Below are 19,464 nucleotides of genomic sequence, written 5' to 3'. Positions count from 1 at the left end.
GTCCGAACTAGTTAACTTTATTTGTACCGACCGACTTAAAATGGTTTCTCAGCAAGACAAAACCCCAGAAAAAGTCCGAATCAAAGACAGCTACCGCGAGCGGATCTTTGCAGAATCGCAACGATTAGGTAAAAGTTACCTTGAGACGCTTTACTTTATTGTTGATTGCTACTTTGCGTTTAAGCAGGGTGTGTTACCAGTACAGTCTGCTGTAGTTAACCCCCAAACAACCCCCATTAAACAAAACCAACCTACTGTGGATGAGTTAATTCATACCCCAGATGACCCCCAAGTTGAATCAGAAGATGGTGAGGAAACTTTTACGCTGGATTGGGAATTGTGAATGACTATAGGTCACCAAACTATTTCGGGATGAAGCTTTAAATACTAATGTTACAGCAATAGGGAAGATTTAGACGAAGTTTTTTCATTAGACCTCTTGGGAAATTAAATATTAACCCAGACAGCATAGGAGTTTGAGGTTAGTTTTCACCAGATGCTATTCTAAACGAAACCCCGCATCAACTTCTATCTCTGCCTTGGCAATTGGGTCATCCTCGTCATCATCAAAAAAACCGTCATCATCGTCTGAATCTTCCCCTTCCTCCAGTTCTGCTGACACTGACACATCATTTGCTACTGGTGATTCAACAGAATCTGGTTCACTTGAACCAAAAAAAGATGCTTTTGGAGGAACCAAGTTAGCAGGAGAGATCGCTGCACTCATTGAAGGAACTCCATTATAAGGCTGAACTAGCACAACAGTCGCAAGTCCCTCCATTCCAAATGCCCGTTTTAGCTTAACTATCTGGGCTTCTAAATCCGCGATCGCATCCAATACGCAGGAATGTAATTCCTCCCCCCGCACACCCTGCGAGTAGAGCATATAGGGCAAATAGCGAGGAATTATTGCCTCCATCACCATCTCCCCCCCTCCCTTCTTACTCGCCTTGAGGTATTGCAACAATCTCGCGTCAATCGAACCCTTCTTTCTTGCCACTGACAACTCCACATAATCTGATTGCACCTTACTCGGCATAATTCCCCCTCACAATCACTTCAATCAACACCAACATTTGAGTTAAGTAATAAAAACTTCCCCCATCATCCATTTAACAACCCCATATCGTAAATCCCTTCAATCTCAACCTTTAATCTAATTAATTCAAATTACAATTAGTCTCTCTTTATACTACATAATGTCTTTTCTAGTAACATCAAGCCCACTTACTGGACAGACTTAGTAAAGATTATTAGTAAAGTAATGTACAAAAATTACTATATCTGTACGCCCCTGGTTACTCCCTCAGTACTCTCCCGCAACTTACCGAGTACTCACCAATTAAGTAGGGAAAAATCTCTATTTGTTAGTTAAATTATTAATTAGATACTATCTTTCAATTCAAATCATACCTGCATCACACACCCGCACCTCCCGCCGTACTCACCGCGTACTTTCCCCCTACTCCCCCCGTACTCACCGCACACTCCCCTACGACCTACCCTTGCGTTTAGTGCAGTCATACTAGTAAACAAGGTATGGCAAACAGGCCTACTTTAACCTTAATTTTTCTCAATAATCACAATTAATTGACGATAATGTATCGACTCCGACTTGCTTGTATTAGCTATATTGCAGCAGTTGCAGTACTCTCACTGTTTGCATACAGCTATAGTGTTGGTTATACCAAGGATAACGGCAATATTATCAGCTAGGCAGGAGCGCGAGTCAAGTCGGATTTCTCATTGTCCCGCAAGTTCCCCTGACGCAGTACAGAAAAGCGTCTCTTTCTCAGTCCTATCATTGAACAAGGTATGGTAAGTACGCCTACTAAACGAACCAAATTAATCAAGGTGTATGTCTTTGATGACGAGAAAACTGTCATCAAGGAGAAAGCTGACGCTACAGGAGTAACTGCATCTGAATACTTACGTTCATGTGGGTTGAGACGGGTACTAGCAGCCAAACCACCCGCAGATATCATAACCATACGCGCTACAGCAGGAACCCTCAAAAGCGAACTAATGATGTTATCTCACCTTGCTCTTGAGACAAACAACCAGCAAATTATCAACCAAGTTGAAATTGCGATCGCACTTCTTGATAAGACTATCGCAGCTGCATTTAACCTGACGCCATAATTCCCCATCTGTCAATGAGCGTGGGGATGTAAGGCAAGCGACGACGATTGCATCTTTAATATTCCAGACAAATCGCCCAATAGCCTAGTACACCAACACGCTTATTGTTCACGTGTAGGTACCCGAAAGGCTTAGGTTGGGTATTTTTTTTATTAACAAAATTACCATAACCTTAACCTCTTACAATTGACCTTTGGCATAAAAGACTTGTTAATTTGCAGAAGTTGTCAAATTTGACAAACTCTGTAGGACTCTCTGTACATCCAGCGCACAACTTTCTCAGGGCTGACGCACTGGCTTTTGGTTCCTATATCACAGGAGACATTTTCCATGTTAAAGCCTGTTGGCTACAAAACAGATGAACATAGAGCTTATCAACAAGCTTTAGATGACTTCGGCATTACAGAATTACTGGCAAAGCTCAACACCTACTCTGATGCTGACTTTGATAGCGCTTGGATACAACCCCAGCAGCAAGAACTAGAAACTCTCGCTGCAATTCTAATTTCTCAGTTAACTCACAGCATTAATGGTAAGTTGATTGCCAATTATCTCAATCTCATCCGGCATAGTCACCAAGATATAGCCCCAGGTTTGATTAACCTGAAATACCCAGACGCATCTGTATCGCTTCCAGTCAACTTTCCCGACATAGCGAAAACACCCAGATTTTTATATGGCGATCGCTTGCGTTGGCTCTCTACTGAAAGCGATACTGATTGGGGTATTGTCATTGGTCGATTCTATAGTTATGCTCCTCATCATTGCTGCTGGGCGTGGTGCTACCTGATTTGGTTGAGTCAAGACAGCCCCAGCACCGCTTGGACATCTACCGATATTGCTTGGGAAGAGGATTTAGAACCAACCAGCGAGGAAACAAACTTATGAATCCTCATCAACTCAAGCAGCGAGAGCAAGATTTGATTCAACTCTACAGTTACTGTCAATTGGGAATGACACCCAAGCAGTTTTACTCCAAGTGGCAGGTGAACTACGAAGAAATTGCTCAGATTTGCTCTCGTTCCCTTTCCACCGTTCGGCGCTGGTTTGCTAGAGGCAAGAACTACCGCCGCCCAATGCCTACCGATTTACGCCACCTTGCCCTGATGAACTTTTTACTCGAACACTTTGAGGATATCCCCGAAGAACTGTTGCACAAGCTTTGCTTTCCAGACAAAAGTGAGTAGAAATTGAACCAAATTTCAATATCATTTTGATATTTTTTGCCAGCCACCATCACAGTAGGCTGGCTTTTGTCTTAGAAATTACAGATATTACCAGGAGAATTTTATGACCTACTCCGAAAAGCTCAGTCCTTGGTGTGTAATGCGGCTTCTACCTAATATGCAGAACCAGATTGTAGCTCGATTTCGTCGTCGCAGTGATGCAGAAGCTCATCTACAAGTTTTACGCCGACTCATCCCCAGCGTGAGTTTTACAATAATTTTCAATGTCGCATTAGAGCAACAAGACCTGACTGCTTTAAAGTAACATCAGATATAAAACACTTACTGCAAATTCCTTCCATTAAGTTTGTCAAGATGAGGAAGGATTTTGCAGATTAATAGGCTTTTGGATCGCGGCAGTTCACGCAGAAGCATGGAAGCCCCGTCAATTCGACAGCGGGGATGAAATACGACTCGGCAGTTTTAACTGCCGTAGTGCAGAATTTTAAAGGCTTTGAGAATCGTGGTGAGAAATCCGGGTGTCGAGCTTTAGTAATTGCCGTATTTGAAAGTGTCAAACTATAGCGCTTCTCGGTTGCGTACAATACACAACTGTAGAGACGTTACATGTAACGTCTCTACATTATTCGTAGTGGTGTATGTGATTCAAATGAGAACCGCTATAGTAAATAGGAAGTTGTAAAATGAGGTCGAGCGTCATGTCCCTGTTTCTGGTGACTTCATTGATTGATGAAGGGATGTACGAGAACGATTTTCGGGTTGTGGAAGCCAAATCAAAGTTAGAAATCGCCCAACATATGCTTGACCACCCGCATCAATGGGAAAACTACCTCCGCATTGCCTATCCAAGAAATTGGCGGGATCAGACTTTTAATGTGGGTACTTTATGGGATTGCGCTCAAAACCCACAGATGAGTGCCGAAAGTTTTTTGGAACTTATCGACATGACAAGCGTTGATGGGGATAGTGAATCGCAGTTACGTATTTTTGAAGTTGAGGTGCAGCAGTTACGGGAAGTTAATACCGATCCATTCAAGCGCAGAACGATTTCCCAGTAATTGTAGCAAAAACCTTAATGGTTGTTAGCAGTGTGTTAGCTTGTATGCAACCATAGGCTGTATAGTATTCACCGGTCTTGAACTATGGCTGAAGGCTAAATCGGGCGATGATAGATTTGGTGGCGGTGGCAGAGTGATTAGAGGAGTAGTTACGGGGGGCGATCGCATCCTTGAGACATAATTTTATTCAGCATGACGAAATATTATCCTGAACTTCTGCAACGTTCATGTCCTTGCAAAAATTTTTACTAAAACTACTGAGCAATTTGCTGGTCAATCATAATTACTAAATCAGTGTTCTAGCTTTTGTCAAAGTAGCTGAGCATAAAAAGCTTTACTGAATTTAAATAAAAAATTAGTAACAAATAGAATTTCGGATTCTTTATCTAAATAGAATGAAGGTGTCAGTCGCCAGGAGCGGAGCAAGGAAAGCTCCGCCTCTGGTCAGAATGAAGACAATCGTGCGACTGGTAAATGAATAAGTGGGTTTAAGACCCCCGCTAAATTGAAAATTTAGCGGTCTACAATTAGTGGCGGATCCTACCGTCAACTAATTGATTCTGATTCCTGTTAGCGGAGCGGGACGCAGTCCATTCTGACTTCTGGACTCTTCTTCAATTTTTCTAAGTAATATTACTCTTGGCAAATCCCGTATAAATATAATAATATGTATAAAATGACTTAAAATACTTTCAGCCATCTCACGTATTTTAGGGTTCAAAAGGCTGATGGCAATTAAAAACCCTTCTTTTAGTAATGAAGTAGCTAGAGGTAGATTAGCCTTATACGCCAACTCTTGTTTTTGATTAGATTTATACAAAAACAGTTTCCTACTAAATAAACATCACTTGTCTTTTGGATAACCATCGGATAACTGACGCACTTAGTCCTTGCTTTAGCTAATGAAGTTGATTTCGGCGGTGCTAGGGAAACTTGCAAAGCATGGGCAAGGAGATATTAAGCATTTTTCGGCGTTGCATAAATGCGGGATGAATTGGCGGTTGAAACCCTTGAAAATTCGTTCCAAATTGGGCGAGATCATCCCATGATTCAGCAACGCCCATTTTTCTTTTGACAACTAACTGAAATTATTTCTTCTATGATGAGATGCCTCAACGGTTACTGCACTTAGATGATGTACGAAACGCTAATAGTCCAAAACAAGTCGCAACATTATTTCAAAAGCTTGGTTATAACACCACTTGCCAGCTTTTGGACGTTAGCATCTTGGAACTTCCAGAGCGAAGCGCTCAAGCAGTTAACCAGGTTTACTTAATTGCAAACCAGGGGGATGCAGAATTACAGGTTTTGCTATTTCAACTGAAACCTAATGAATGGTCTTCGCTTGGTGCTGTTACTTATCGAATGCAGGCGATCGCTAACAGTCTCTGTCAGCGCTCTTCTAATTTTTTCTTGTTAAGTACAAAGGACTACAGGCAGCTAATGCTTATCAGTCCTCACCAAAGCTTTGACGCTCAGATGAATTTAACATTCAGCATTCACAAGTGTTTGATTAACACTGCTGACCCTAGTTATCATGACCTGAATCGATTAGAAAAAATCGCTGCTTTGAAGCTTAACCCCCAAACACTTCACCGTATCCAGCACGAAGCACTTAGGTTTAAACAACTCCAGCAACGGTACGAATTCCCAGATTCAGTTCGCTTGTATTTGCAAGAAATTGGGCGAATTAAACTATTAAAAGCATCAGAAGAGATTGTTCTTGCTCGTCAAGTAGCACAGTCAGAAGAGTTAGAAAAAATTAGAAAACGCTTACAAAAGCAACTTCAACGAAATCCTCAAAATGAAGAGCTAGCGTCAGCAGTTGGTATATCTTCATTAGCACTGCGTGAACAAATAGCTAATGGTCGATCTGCTAAAAACAAGCTGATAGAAGCAAACCTGCGGTTAGTCGTTTCAATTGCTAAGAGATATACCAATCTAGGCGTTGATTTTTTAGATTTAATTCAAGAAGGAAATTTAGGATTAATCAGAGCGGTTAAAAAATTTGATTATACAAAAGGTAATAGGTTTTCCACTTACGCAACTTGGTGGATTAGGCAGGGGATAAAACGAGGGCTTGATGACCAATCCCGTACAATTCGCCTACCCGTTCACCTTTGGGAAAAAATCTATCAGGTTAAGAAAATAACCAAGCTGCTTTCTCAAGAAATGGGTCGTATTCCCAAGCAAGAAGAAATCGCCACTAGCTTGGAAATGACAACTGAAAAGCTGCGTTCTATAGTTAAATTGGCTCTTCCCTTAATTTCCTTAGATACTCGGATTGGCGAGGAAGAAGACACTACATTAGGAGACTGGATTGAATTTGATGGCGATACACCGGAAGAACAGCTACATAAAACTCTGTTGCACGAAGAAATAGAAAATCTCTTGAATATCCTCGACGCTCGCACCCGAGATATTTTAAAAATGAGATATGGCTTTGACAATCAAAGCGGGAAATCTTTACAAAAAATTGGTGATTGCTATAATTTAACACGCGAGCGAATTCGTCAAATTGAGGAGAAAGGATTAAATAAATTACGTTTATGGAAGCCTCAAATAATTAAACATCAGCAATATATTCTTCCAAGGGTTACTCATTTTTCTAAAGAAGAGACCTTTATCTCCCCCAAAGCTTCAACTAATAAAGTCAATTTAGAAGAAAACAATAATAATTATACTTCTGGTCAAGAAACTCTTCACAGCGTCACCAATATGAAAGGAATTCATTTGAGTCGAACGATGAAAATCATGGAAGACAATTCAGCAAATCTACTAGCACAACTTACTTCTCTACAAAATAGATTTTCTAAACTTGGTGATCTATTAATAAAGGCGACTAGAGAGTTACAAGACCCTGGTATACCTCTAGGCGAAGAGTTAATTTTAGAGATAGAGGAATGCCGAAAAAATTTTGCCGAGTTGTGTAACATCGTGCTGGAATTAGCTTCCTCCTCTGAAGTATCGCCCATTCCTAAGCTTGATGAAATTGTTTCCTGCCGTGACCTTGAATGTTTGTTGCAATCTGTTGTAGAGGTGGAGAAGAAAAAAGCAAAAGGCGAAGAAGTACGTATTTCTGCTTTGACAGTTTTACAGCGTATTTTGGCTATAGCCCATCGAGTAGAAAGCGATTTTCAACCTTTACAGGAATGTCAGATAAAAGCCCGTGAACTCTACCAAGCCCTTTTAGAATCACAGGGGTCTGAACATCCTGATACTCAAAGCTTAGCTGATAGCAATCATGTATTCTCGAAATTGTTGGCACTGATATCAGTTCGCGAGTCTGCTGACTACCAACATTTAGCAGAATTACAGACAGCTGTTACCCAATCGTTGGGTATGCCTTTAGCTTTAGCAGCGTTGACAGGAGGACTTATAGTTCGAGAAGAACTCATACAAGATTTACCCTCAGCTTCAAGTATTACTTCAAGTATTAAAGAAGATGAGGCAATCTCCAATTTTGAGCCTCCTAAACTAAAAATAGTGGCTCCACCAAAGCAACAAACTACAAGAAAATCAAATGCAGCACAGCTAGAGTCAGGTATTACACTAGCTAGCAATGAACTTATAGTAGATCCTCAACCAGCTACAACATTAACCACACCTTCTCAAACAACAGCTAACAAAGAAATTGTAACTCCGCCCTTGCCCAAACTCGAAGTTTCTCAGAATGCTTTTGAGGAGGAATTAAGGGAGGAAGAGGTACAGCTTCAATACGAGTTAACGGCAGAGGATACAATACAAAAAAATACTATCCCCATCAGCGATAATATTAATGAACAAGATCCGTTAGCCCTTCGTAACCAAATTTGGCAACTGCTTGGAGAAAAGAAACTTAGTCTTGCATATCATTTAGCATGTTGCTTGATAGAGTTATACCCTGATTTCCAATCACATTTACCGGCAGAAATAATTCGGGGAGTCATTTTAGGTTGCCATGTGCGCTATGACGTAGGATTAGGAGAGATTGCAACCATTCTTAGGAGTGATTTTATTAATATAAGCAATAACTGTTTTGTTGATGGAGACAGTGAGTGGAACCAAGCAATTAGTTTACTTCTAGCCACAGCCGCACTGCGTCCAGCATTGCTAGCACCAAATACTCAAGCTTCAGCAATTCTCCTCTTACTGCGGTTAGGAGAAGGTCTTAACCAACTATATAAATATTGCCAAACCATAGCTAAGTATGAAAACCAAGGTTTAGCTTTGGATACCGCAGCCATTAAGACAGTCAGGAATCAAACGGTGCGGGAAGCCGAGATAGCTGCTTTGCGTTCCTCAGTTGAGGCTTGGTGGACTCAAGCTCCGCGTTTAAATATGATTTATGGACCAGCCAAGGCAGTGTGGAACGAGTGGATTAAGCCCAATCAACCTATTTATTCACTGCTATTACCTATCATGCAAAATAATTTGAGACAGCTAGATGTTGTCAAAAATTATGTGCAGCGATTGTCTTCTGAAGCCCAGATTAACGAAGAAGTCAAACGTATGCAACGCGAGCTAGGTCTGATTCGTAGTAGCGGTGAAACCATCACTGGTATTGCTCTCAATCAGATTCGTCAGCACATTCGGGAAGCCGTTAACTTTGCACGTCAATGGATTTTACTGCAAGAATCTCGCATGGGCAATAACAACAATTATGCTCACACTCAAGCTCAACAATTGCAACAAGACCTTGCAAATCTTCACAAAATCGTTTTACAAGAACTAGATAATTTCGATACGAGAAATTCTTCTGTATTGATTAAGGCGGGAATTTCTTGTTGTAGAAAAGCAGTAGAAGACATTCGCAATCTTTTTGAACCCAACGGGACTTTACCAAAGATCGAGCCGGAGTTAAAATATCTCCTTCATGCTGAATTGCTCAAAATCCCTTCACTGCCAATGGACTCTGATTGGCAACCTCAAGTCAAAAGCCCAGACTTGCTTGTGAAGGAAATTCTTAATCTAGTTGAACTAAATCATCGTAATTGGGTAACAGCTTTTCAGCTGCAAAGCGATAGTAAAGACCACGAGGCTACTGAGCGAATTATAGAGTATCTTCGAGCTTATCCAGAGATGTCAATTGATATTGCTCAACTAGAACAGCACAGAAAGCGTGATATTCATAATTGTCGAGAAGAATTAGAGAAAGCTGTAAAGGAAACCAGAAAAAAACTAGAAGAGAATGTTGGTTTGGGTTTGTTGAGAGAAACTGAGCGTTTAGATTATGCAGCACAGATTGAAAGCATAGAAAATGCTAGAAAAACAACTCTACGTTTTTCCGAAAAATTTTTAGCTCTGCAAGCTATACGTGAAGCAATTAACACCAAACGACAAGAAAAAATCGATGAGACTAGAAAAAAACTCATTCAGGAAATTGGGGAAGACAAACCCGCTTATGCACGAATTAACAGTGTATTAGATAAAGGTGATGTCCTGACTGCCAATGAATATATAGATATGGTGCAGCAGGCACGACAAATACCCGAATCAGAAAATAGGAGAGATGCTTTTGTAGACTTCTTTAGGGATAACTATTCTTCAATAGAAGAACTACTTGAGCCTGCTGACCGGAATCCAAACAGACGACGCGAGTTAATTAACAAAATTCATGCAGGTAGTAGCAGTATTGAGCCACTCCAGATGCGGCAAGTACCGGGCGCTCAGGCAAAACAAGCAGCTCAAATGCTTGATACTTGGTTTGCAGTCAAGGGAAGAAAGCAAGCAATCACTGATAAAGATGTTAGTCAAATTCTTAGCGGTCTGGGTTTTAATACTGCAAATATTATTATCAAAAAAGTTGGTAATTCTATCTGGGTTGAGGTTACCACTGAAGCAATTCAAGACAAAAAGCGTTGTCCCGTTCCAGCCTATGGTTCAGAAGCTAAAGGCTGCTACCGCATATTGTGTGTATGGGATAGACCACCTGAGGAAGATATTCTCAATGCGGTAGGGAATACATCTGTTGGCTCTAAAGTACTTGTGTTCCATTTTGGACGAATGACGGAAAAAAGACGCCGAGACCTCGCCCGTTTATGTCAGGAACGCCGCCGCACCTTCATACTTATCGACGATGCTGTCATGTTTTATCTGTGCGGAGAAAGGGGCGCACGTTTACCTATATTGTTTGAGTGTACCTTGCCCTTCACTTTCCTAGAACCGTATACAACGACTTCAGGATTTGTTCCCCCAGAAATGTTTTATGGGCGGCAACGAGAGCGAGACTCAATTATTACTCCTACAGGTTCTTGCTTTATTTATGGCGGACGACAGTTAGGTAAAACAGTCTTGCTGCGCTTCGTCGAGCGTACTTTTCACTCACCAAGGCAAGGAAAAATCGCAATTTGGCTCGACCTCAAAGCCGAAGCAATTGGTTATGACAGAGACATTGATGAAATTTGGAATATACTGGCAGCTGAGTTGAAACGTTTGGGCGTCATTCCTGATACAACGTCTAGCCGTGTAAAGCCTGATGAACTGTTCAAGCAAATCCAACTTTGGCTTGAGCAAGACGAAAATCGCCAAATTTTGTTGTTACTAGATGAAGCCGATAAGTTTCTGGAAGCTGATAGCAAAAAATCCACAGCAGACAAGGAAAAGGGAGACTTTATCCGCTCAGCTCGTTTGAAAGGATTAATGGACAGAACAAATCGCCGCTTCAAGGTAGTATTTGCTGGTTTACATAACGTACAGCGTACTACCAAACTTGAGAACCATCCTTTGGCTCATTTAGGAGAACCGATTTGCATTGGTCCGCTGCTAAATAATGGTGAAATGCGGGAAGCGAGAGCCTTAATTGAACGTCCATTTGCTAGCATTGGCTATCGCTTTGAATCTCCTGATTTGGTAACACGTATTCTTTCACAGACTAATTATTATCCCAGTCTAATACAACTTTATTGTCAACAATTGCTCAGGCACGTTACTAACCCTGATATCGCTAATTTTGATGCCAAAGACAGTCCTCCTTATATAATCACTTCGCAGCAAGTTGATGACGCTTACAATAACCAAGACTTACGTAAAGCTATCCGCGATCGCTTTATGTGGACGCTGCAATTAGATCGACGCTACGAAGTGATTGCCTACACAATTGCCAATGGCTCCATAGAAAGTGAAAATGGCATGGTGGATGGCTTTGGTGTGTCTTGGATTCGCAATGAAGTGCTAACATGGTGGTATGAAGGTTTCCAAGGTTTATCATCAGATGAAATTCAGGTTCTGCTAGAAGAAATGGTCGGATTAGGGGTTTTACGTGTGACCAGTAAGGGTCGCTTCACCTTAAGAAGTCCCAACGTACTACTACTAATGGGAACTCCTGAAGAAATTGAAGCAGCACTTTTAGAACCCCGCGAAGTTCCCCTAGAATATGAACCTGCAACTTTTCGTTGCATCATCGGTACTAAGGATAACTCCAAGCGCAGCCCCTTAACAGCTCAGCAGGAATCAAAAATTCTGCTTCCTGAAAATGGAGTCTCCATGATATTTGGTACTCTAGCAGCAGGACTTGATAACTTGAAGCTTTATCTGGAATCAGTTCTAGGTAAGAAAAAGGAATTTTTCTACTATTATTGGGAGGACATCTTATCAAAAGATGATTTTTTCCAACGCTTAAAAGAGCGACTTCGCAATCGCCAAAAAGATGGTATAACAATCATTTTTGTGTCTGCTTCTTGTCCTTGGAATCAGCACTGGATTAATGAGGCGATAGAACCTGTTGGAAGATTGAGGGCAAAAAATTCCTTTGTACGGGTGGTATTTATTGCTGATCCTCAAAAAGCGTGGCAGTTAATTAGCAAAAATAATACAGAATTTCATTCAATGAATGGACTGACCACTTTGAGTTTAAAACCTTGGCATGATACAGCCTTACGGCAATGGTTACAAGATTGTAATTTTCCCAGTGATAAAGACAATCGAGAAAAAATTACCGCAGTTACAGGGAATTGGTCAACACTACTAAACCGTTTCTACCAAAACTCCAAGTCTGCCATACATCACTGGGAACTTCACTTAGAAGAACTCAAGGATTCATTTAATAACTCTCAAGAAGCACTTGACTTCATCACAGTACAGTTAGGTATTGAGTGTTATGAGCAACATAAAGTACTACGAGATTTAGCTGATTGGTGTCAAAGTTCTGAAGATAGCATTTCTACTGAAGAATTAGTAGCTTTAATAGATGATATCCAACCAGATGTTGTAAAAAAAGTTTTGAAATGGGCAGATCTACTAAGTTTTGTCTATCCTGTCGGTAAAAAAGAGGGTAAGGACTATTGGTGTGTTCAACCAACTATTGGTCATATTCTGAAAGCTACTAGAGATTAAGACCGCATCCCTTTCTTGGTAAGGAAGGGTAAAACTTATCCTGGTGGGCAATACTCACCTAACAAAATATTTGTGAATCATATTTTCCTGGTAAAAGGTGTGTCAATTATGGCTCTCCCAGATTATGTAGACAATAATCAACATAAATTAGAAGATGTTTTGCGCTCGCTGGTTCTGGATGAGAGGCAAACAAACTTAGACATAGCGACTGGGTTTTTCCGGATTGAGGCATGGATACGGCTAGAGCAAGCTTTCAACACTTTAACTCACCTACGCCTGCTAATTGGTCGTGATCCCACGATTCGACCAGCAGAAGGCGATCGCATCGACCTAACCCACTACTTCCGTTATGATATTCAAAAGCAACTAGAAACAGAGAAATTCAAGTTGCAATACAAACAGCAAATTGACCGTTTAATTGCATATCTACAACAACACCATATCCATGTCAGACTTTATGGTGCTATAACTGAAAATGTGCAATTTCTCCACGCCAAAGCTTACATTTTTGACAACTACAGTATCATTGGTTCTAGTAACTTCACTCCTGCTGGATTGAGTGGTAATACAGAATTAAATGTTTTGAATAAAACATCAGTAATTGCTCAAGACCTTCGCCAAAATTGGTTTGAGAAATTCTGGAATGACAAAAGTGTTGATAAAGAGTACAAAGCCAAACTAATTGATGCTCTGAATGCCTCTAAATTTGGCAGTAAAGCTTATACACCCTATCAGGTCTTTTTAAAAGCACTTTACGAACTTTTTAAAGAAGACACTTTGGCACAAGGGAGCGTTCGCACAAGCTTAGAACTCGCTAGTTTTCAACAAGAAGGGTTTGAGCGTGCTGTAAGGTTGCTGGAGCGTCACCGGGGTTGTATGGTGGCAGATGCTGTAGGTTTGGGTAAAACTTATATCGGCTTGCGAGTGATTGACCACTACCTTATCAAAGACAGACGTCCTAGTTATGTACCTCGTGCGCTGGTGATATGTCCAGCCCAATTGCGGGATTTGGTGTGGCTCAAAAAGCTGGATGAGTACGGAGTTAAAGCAGATGTAGTTTCCCAGGAGGAAATTAGCCTTAAAACCTTCGATAACCGCCGCTACAACAAATATGACATCATCGTCGTCGATGAATCGCATAACTTTCGTAATAGTGCAACCAATCGATACCGAAATTTACAAAAGCTTATTGGCAGTGGTAAGCGAAACAAGCAGGTATTACTATTAACTGCAACGCCAATAAATACTAGCATTTATGACCTTTACCATCAAATTTTATTACTAACACGTAATACTGAAACATACTACCGAGAGTGGGACATTCCCAATCTAAAAACTTACTTTAAAGCTTTGAGCAAGGGTGATGTAGAGATTACTGAACTGCTTTTCCAATCAATGGTAAGGCGCTCTCGCCAGGATGTTATCAAGCGGCAGCTTGCTGGAGAAGAAATTTATATCGCTGGTCAAAAGATTCGCTTTCCCAAACGGGAATTAAAACAGTTTACCTATAATTTTGAAGCTAGTTTTCAGGGACTTTACGCTGGGATAGCAAATAAAATTGATGAATTGCATCTCGCTCCTTATAACATCAAAGCGTTTAAGAAGCGAAAAACTAATCAAGAAGAAGATGATATCAAGCGCAAAGACGCTCTTGTTAGCCTAATAAAGTCGCTGTATCTGAAGCGGCTAGAAAGTTCCCTGATTGCTTTTGAAAGTAGTATCTGCAATCAGAGGGATTTTCAATCAAGATTTTTTACATTTTTACAACAAGGTAAGCTGCTAGATAGTAAAAATTTTCGCAAGATTCTAGCAGCACAGACAGATGAAGAGGAAAATATTTCCGTCGAAGAACTTATCAACTCTTTAGATGAGATTGACCCCAATGATTACCAAATTGAGGAATTAAGTTCGCAAATTAAATCAGACATCAATATTCTCAACAGTATTATCAACACACTTCAGAAAATTGAAAAAGATGTAGAACTAGGACGTGATTTCGACTGCAAGCTAGCAGCATTCAAACATTTGTTAGCTTACGATCTGAAGGGGCAGAAAGTCTTGGTTTTCAGCTATTTCAAAGACACTGCTGATTATTTGTACAATCAGTTACTGTCAGATGAAGACTGGTTAAAGACACTAGCAATAGATGAAGACTTACCTATAATTGACAAAATCACTGGTGAAACTCCTAGCAAGCAAAGAGAGGAAAAAGTTACATGCTTTGCGCCTAAAGCTAACAGCCAAAGCCAGGAAGAACAGCAAAAGATTCAAGGTCAGGAAATTAATATTCTGATTTGCACTGACGTTTTATCTGAAGGACAAAATTTACAAGATGCTGGTGTTTTAGTTAACTATGACCTACATTGGAACCCGGTACGAATGATTCAGCGTGCTGGTCGAATTGACCGTTTAGGTACTAGCTACGAAAAATTATTTATTTATAACTGCTTTCCAGAAGAAGGTTTGGAGGCATTGCTCGGATTGGTACGACGATTACAAGCCCGACTTGCCGTGATTGATAAAGAAGTAGGATTAGACGCTAGCGTTTTAGGAGAAATCATTTCAGAGAAATCATTAGAAGAATTATACCGACTTAAGAAAGCAGTGACCGATGCAGATAAAGAAGCAATTTTAGAGGAACTTGAGCAAGCGGCTGATTTAGCGTCTCTTGATGAAATGCGTTTGCCCCTATTGGAATTTTTTAAACAAGAAGGAGAGGAAGCAGCTGAAGAAATTCCACTGGGGATTCACAGTACCCGCCATTTCTATATTCCTGAAGCTAGAGATGGAGGCATATTTATGGCATTTCGTGCTAAAGATAAGCACTTTTGGCAATTTTACCCTCGTATTAATGGTGTGATTTCGCTTAACCCAAATCAGTTAGTTACGGATAAGCGTAAAATTTTTAACTGGATCAAGTGTAAAGCTGAGGATTTTCCTCCTCCAAACAAACTGCTTCCGGTTAAGTTTGATAACTCTATCTTTGATATTTTAGAAGGGGCTTTAAGTAACTTGATGACAAACTTTAAAAAGCAGGAAACTAGCAGTCAAGTCAAACCTAAGCTAAGCAAGATTTTACAGAAAATTTATCAAGTTTTGACTCAATTTAGTCCAACACATGAAGATGCAGCATACCAGGAAGTTAAGCGACGGGTATCAAAGGTTATTACTACAGTTAACCTGAGTATCTACGAACGTGATATGAAAGTCATTTGGGAAAAATATGTTAAACATAAAGATTTAAATGCTTTGGTTTCTGAACTAGACGAGGTGTTTGTTGATCAAGACCATTATTACCAAATTGAAGAAGAGAAAGAATTAAACTCGTCGAAAATTATTCATTCAGAAGATATTCAGTTTGTTTGTTACCAGTGGTTTCAACCAAGATAGTGCTTGGATTTTCTTCTAACTTCCCCAAATTGTAGCAAGAGGACTATACAACTGGAGGCAACGCAGGTAATTCCAGTGACGGCTATTGCATCACCTTGGGCGTAATACGGTTCGCTTATTTAATGGCGGGTTTGCTGCTCTAACCTTCATGCCGAAAAAACCTTCTCTTGACATTTACCCAAAAGCCCTGCCTGCTCTGCCTCCTGCTGTTTTTTAGTTCGTCGAACTCACGTTTCGCTTAAGTTCTAAAGACAATGAAGCAGCGATACGCGAGCGCAGCCTCTGCTTTCCCTTGCAATCGCATCCTTTTGTTACTCAAACTGCCACTAATTCGGTGACAAGGTGCTTCAGCATAGCAAGCCCCTAATTTCTCTGAATCTTTAAAGCCAGCTTATTTCAGCTTCTAAGTATAATTGCTAAGTTAGAGAAATCACATTATACTTTTTTCTCTTGATTCCAGTCATATACAAAAAACCAAACTTTCTCGATACGCTCAAGTATGTCTTGGAGAAGGATGATGCTGCGATTGTCGATACCAATATGATGGGAACAAGCCCACATCAATTCAACGAACAGTTCCTTAGTACCAAATACACGAACAAGGCGGTCAAACGTCAGTGCGCCCATCTCATTATTGCGATCGCACACCGTCGGGACTACCACGAACATTTATCGGATAGTCAGTATAGCTATGTAGCAAGGGAGTATCTCAAAGACATGGGATATTTGCCTGCATATGAATCACCCCACGCCACGAGTCAGTTCGTTGCAGTCAGACATCATGACCGCGACCACGAACATTTGCATATAATTGCCTCTCGTATTCGGTTAGACGGTAGCCTGGTTAATGACTCCTACGACTATTTCAACTCCCAGGTTTCAACTAGACGAATCGCAGCTCAATTAGGATTGGAAGTAACACCAACGACAAATGAAGCCGTCGCTTCTAGGTTAGAACAAGAGTACGGGATAACTGCACTTACAAGTCGCAACCGCTCGAAAAGTATTAGAGCAGTCAACAGTAAGCACAAAACCCCAACCAGTAAGGAAATTATCCGTTCAGCAATAGGGGAGGCTATAATTGATAGTCCCACCATCTCTACGTTTATCCAACGCCTAGAGGAAAACAACATTGGAGTATTACCCAAGATGCGGGGGGATGAATTACTCGGCTTTACCTATATCCACAATGATGTCAAAATAGCTGGTTATCAGGTATACAAACCCTATAGTTGGAACAAACTTCAGTCTGAATACGGATTGACATTTGACCAACAAAGGGATGTAAGCAAACTCCAACAAGCCAAAACAAATGCAATTAGCCGCATCAACAATAATATTTTCAGTAAAATAGAATACAATACTATTGACAAACCTACTAGTGATAGCACAGGGGACAGCGGTGGCGCTACTGATGATAGCTCCAATTTTGGGATTAGTACAAATATACGGAAAAACAGTTATACAGATGAGAGGCTAACAATAACACCAATTTTAGAAAGTAAGTTGGCTCCAGTTTCTGCCGCAGCAAAGAAGAAAGTACAGAACCCACCGCAACCAGAACAATCCCAAGAACAGCCACTTCCCTCAAAAGAAAAACAGCCCTCTATCGAACTACCGCTACCATTGAATCAAAATACTTCTTCATCAGTTGAAACTGAAGTAGAAAAACAACTACCGCTACAGCAGGAGGAATTGGTACAGCCAACTCCAGAAAGAAAACTTCTTGGGATTGAACTACAAAAAGAAGAAGAACAATCTCGCGCAAAGGAAAAAAATACAGCAGCACTAGCTTGCAACGACACTGGTGTACCTTCCTCCACAGAGGAAGATCTACCGTCTGTTAGTTTAGATAAAACAAAAACATATCCGCTTCAACAAAGCCACCATGCGATTACAGACTCAGTGAAAGAGAATTATTCCACCGCACGACTTCCCGAAGAGGAAGCACTAGGAAGCACCCCAGAAGAAACTTTACAACACCAGTCAGAAGTCAGCACACCGGCTCAAGCCGATGGCTTCCTTACACCCAATACCCTGCCTCTTACTCTTGAACATCTACCTTCAGTCATCACTAACTACATGCTTGTTACCAACAGTCCTCGCATCAAAGGACGGGAGTTGAGTGCAAGCCTACATGAAAACATCCTGACTGTTTACCGTCACCAAGATGATACCCCTGTAATGCAAACCCGCTACGTGGAAGGAAATTGGTATGAAGAAAAACCCACCCGACTCAACGAAAATGAAATCGAACAAATCGAAAGCTTGCGGACTTTTACTCAACAAGCGCTAATCAACAAATCACAATCCAAAGGGGGAATTGAGCAGTAAAATGCTCAGCTGGTGGCAAACTCCGTAAATTGGCGCATATAAGGAGAGTGAAACGCCAAAACGATATCTTCTTTTGGTACACCCAATTCTAGCAGTTGTGTAGCAATTCCTACTTCTGTCCCATCATGCTGAATCCAGATTTTGCCGTCTTTGATATCGAGATGTAGACTGCATCCATGTGTCCGACGATTACCACGCCAGCCTGTATGTAGCAAAAGGTAATGGTCGCGCTCAGTATCCAGAATCGCTTGTATCTCGATTTCTTCTAAAGGCGATCGCCTCTGTGCCCGTTCTAAAATTAACTGTTGGATGATTTGACGATATCTCTCTACAGCCATCGGATAATAACCTCTAGTAACACCTCCTGTTTCTCATCATAAAATGGAGATAAACAAAGCAACTTGCAGACATTCTCATGAATTCAACGACGGGCTTGCTAACTCGCATAACCCAAACCCCTGGTCAGTGTGGTGGTCGTCCCTGCATTCGAGGGATGCGAATTCGAGTTACCGATATTTTAGAAATGTTGGCTGAAAACGTTAGTGTTACTGAAATTTTAGAAGATTTCCCCGATTTGGAACTGGCAGATATTCAAGCTTGCCTGCTCTTCGCCGCAAAACGCACTGATTTTCCCAGACTGACAGCATGAAGATTTGGATTGATGCTCAACTGCCTCCAACACTGGCAAACTGGCTGACAATCACCTTTAGCTTAGAAGCTGCTGCCCTGCGAGATTTGTCACTTCGGGACGCGAAGGATATCGAAATTTTTGAACAGGCACGATCCCAAAACGCTGTGATTATGACAAAAGACAGCGACTTCATCGACTTGGTATGTCGCTTGGGAACACCTCCTCAGATTTTGTGGCTGACCTGTGGCAATGTCACGAATCCTAACCTGCAACAATTGCTCAGTGCTACTTTGCCTGATGCATTAGAACAACTGCGGCAAGGAGAAATGATTGTGGAAATTAGCAACACTCCTTAAATCATCTTCTGTCGATTGATTTTAAGTCAACCCAGATAGCAAACATTACGAAA

General features: G+C 41.0%; 15 protein-coding genes. 12 read left to right on the top strand and 3 right to left on the bottom strand.

Going from position 1 to position 19,464, the window contains the following annotated elements:
- The first annotated feature begins 40 nt into the window (after window positions 1-40).
- On the top strand, window positions 41-343 hold the full coding sequence (locus DP114_RS34080) for a hypothetical protein (RefSeq protein WP_169264859.1): 303 nt from the start codon (window positions 41-43) through the stop codon (window positions 341-343).
- A gap of 156 nt (window positions 344-499) precedes the next feature.
- Here DP114_RS34080 and DP114_RS34075 read toward each other — a convergent pair whose 3' ends face one another.
- Window positions 500-1,039, bottom strand: coding sequence for a hypothetical protein (locus DP114_RS34075; protein ID WP_169264858.1), 540 nt, complete (start codon window positions 1,037-1,039; stop codon window positions 500-502).
- 776 nt (window positions 1,040-1,815) lie between these two features.
- On the opposite strand from DP114_RS34075, the gene DP114_RS34070 reads away from it, so the two are divergent.
- The 6 genes from DP114_RS34070 (at window position 1,816) to DP114_RS34045 (ending at window position 4,568) form a co-directional block, all read left to right on the top strand.
- Window positions 1,816-2,142, top strand: coding sequence for a plasmid mobilization protein (locus DP114_RS34070; protein ID WP_169264857.1), 327 nt, complete (start codon window positions 1,816-1,818; stop codon window positions 2,140-2,142).
- A gap of 330 nt (window positions 2,143-2,472) precedes the next feature.
- Complete coding sequence (locus DP114_RS34065; protein ID WP_169264856.1) at window positions 2,473-3,030, top strand: hypothetical protein; 558 nt, start codon at window positions 2,473-2,475, stop codon at window positions 3,028-3,030.
- Window positions 3,027-3,329 (top strand): RNA polymerase sigma factor, encoded by a 303-nt coding sequence (locus DP114_RS34060; RefSeq protein ID WP_169264855.1) that lies wholly within the window; start codon window positions 3,027-3,029, stop codon window positions 3,327-3,329. The genes DP114_RS34065 and DP114_RS34060 overlap by 4 nt, the downstream gene beginning before the upstream one ends.
- Window positions 3,330-3,432: 103 nt before the next feature.
- Entirely contained in the window at window positions 3,433-3,633 is a 201-nt protein-coding gene (locus DP114_RS34055) for a hypothetical protein (protein WP_169264854.1), read from the top strand.
- Window positions 3,634-4,027: 394 nt separating this feature from the next.
- Window positions 4,028-4,387 (top strand): hypothetical protein, encoded by a 360-nt coding sequence (locus tag DP114_RS34050; protein ID WP_169264853.1) that lies wholly within the window; start codon window positions 4,028-4,030, stop codon window positions 4,385-4,387.
- Window positions 4,388-4,427: 40 nt separating this feature from the next.
- Window positions 4,428-4,568 carry a hypothetical protein gene (locus DP114_RS34045; RefSeq protein WP_169264852.1) on the top strand — a complete coding sequence of 47 codons (141 nt, stop codon included), beginning with the start codon at window positions 4,428-4,430 and terminating at the stop codon, window positions 4,566-4,568.
- A 369-nt stretch (window positions 4,569-4,937) separates the two neighbouring features.
- On the opposite strand, the gene DP114_RS34040 is transcribed toward DP114_RS34045, so the two are convergent.
- The gene (locus DP114_RS34040; RefSeq protein ID WP_169264851.1) at window positions 4,938-5,207 is read right to left on the bottom strand and encodes a hypothetical protein; all 270 of its coding nucleotides are present in this window, start codon (window positions 5,205-5,207) and stop codon (window positions 4,938-4,940) included.
- Window positions 5,208-5,494: 287 nt separating this feature from the next.
- On the opposite strand from DP114_RS34040, the gene DP114_RS34035 reads away from it, so the two are divergent.
- From DP114_RS34035 to DP114_RS34025, 3 genes are all read left to right on the top strand, one after another.
- Window positions 5,495-12,700: a sigma-70 family RNA polymerase sigma factor gene (locus tag DP114_RS34035; RefSeq protein ID WP_246163645.1), complete on the top strand. Its 7,206-nt coding sequence runs from the start codon at window positions 5,495-5,497 to the stop codon at window positions 12,698-12,700.
- A 108-nt stretch (window positions 12,701-12,808) separates the two neighbouring features.
- Entirely contained in the window at window positions 12,809-16,090 is a 3,282-nt protein-coding gene (locus DP114_RS34030) for a helicase-related protein (RefSeq protein ID WP_171978417.1), read from the top strand.
- Between the two features lie 450 nt (window positions 16,091-16,540).
- The gene (locus DP114_RS34025; RefSeq protein WP_169264850.1) at window positions 16,541-18,424 is read left to right on the top strand and encodes a relaxase/mobilization nuclease domain-containing protein; all 1,884 of its coding nucleotides are present in this window, start codon (window positions 16,541-16,543) and stop codon (window positions 18,422-18,424) included.
- 5 nt (window positions 18,425-18,429) lie between these two features.
- Here the strand turns inward: DP114_RS34025 and DP114_RS34020 are convergent, their stop codons facing one another.
- Window positions 18,430-18,762: a XisI protein gene (locus tag DP114_RS34020; RefSeq protein WP_169264849.1), complete on the bottom strand. Its 333-nt coding sequence runs from the start codon at window positions 18,760-18,762 to the stop codon at window positions 18,430-18,432.
- A 77-nt stretch (window positions 18,763-18,839) separates the two neighbouring features.
- Here DP114_RS34020 and DP114_RS34015 point away from each other — a divergent pair, with 77 nt between their 5' ends.
- Window positions 18,840-19,073 carry a DUF433 domain-containing protein gene (locus DP114_RS34015; RefSeq protein ID WP_169264848.1) on the top strand — a complete coding sequence of 78 codons (234 nt, stop codon included), beginning with the start codon at window positions 18,840-18,842 and terminating at the stop codon, window positions 19,071-19,073.
- Complete coding sequence (locus tag DP114_RS34010; RefSeq protein ID WP_169264847.1) at window positions 19,070-19,411, top strand: DUF5615 family PIN-like protein; 342 nt, start codon at window positions 19,070-19,072, stop codon at window positions 19,409-19,411. The genes DP114_RS34015 and DP114_RS34010 overlap by 4 nt, the downstream gene beginning before the upstream one ends.
- Window positions 19,412-19,464: the final 53 nt, after the last annotated feature.

The organism is Brasilonema sennae CENA114, assembly GCF_006968745.1.
GTDB classification, from domain to species: Bacteria; Cyanobacteriota; Cyanobacteriia; order Cyanobacteriales; family Nostocaceae; genus Brasilonema; species Brasilonema sennae.
This window is presented reverse-complemented; position numbering and strand designations above follow the sequence as displayed.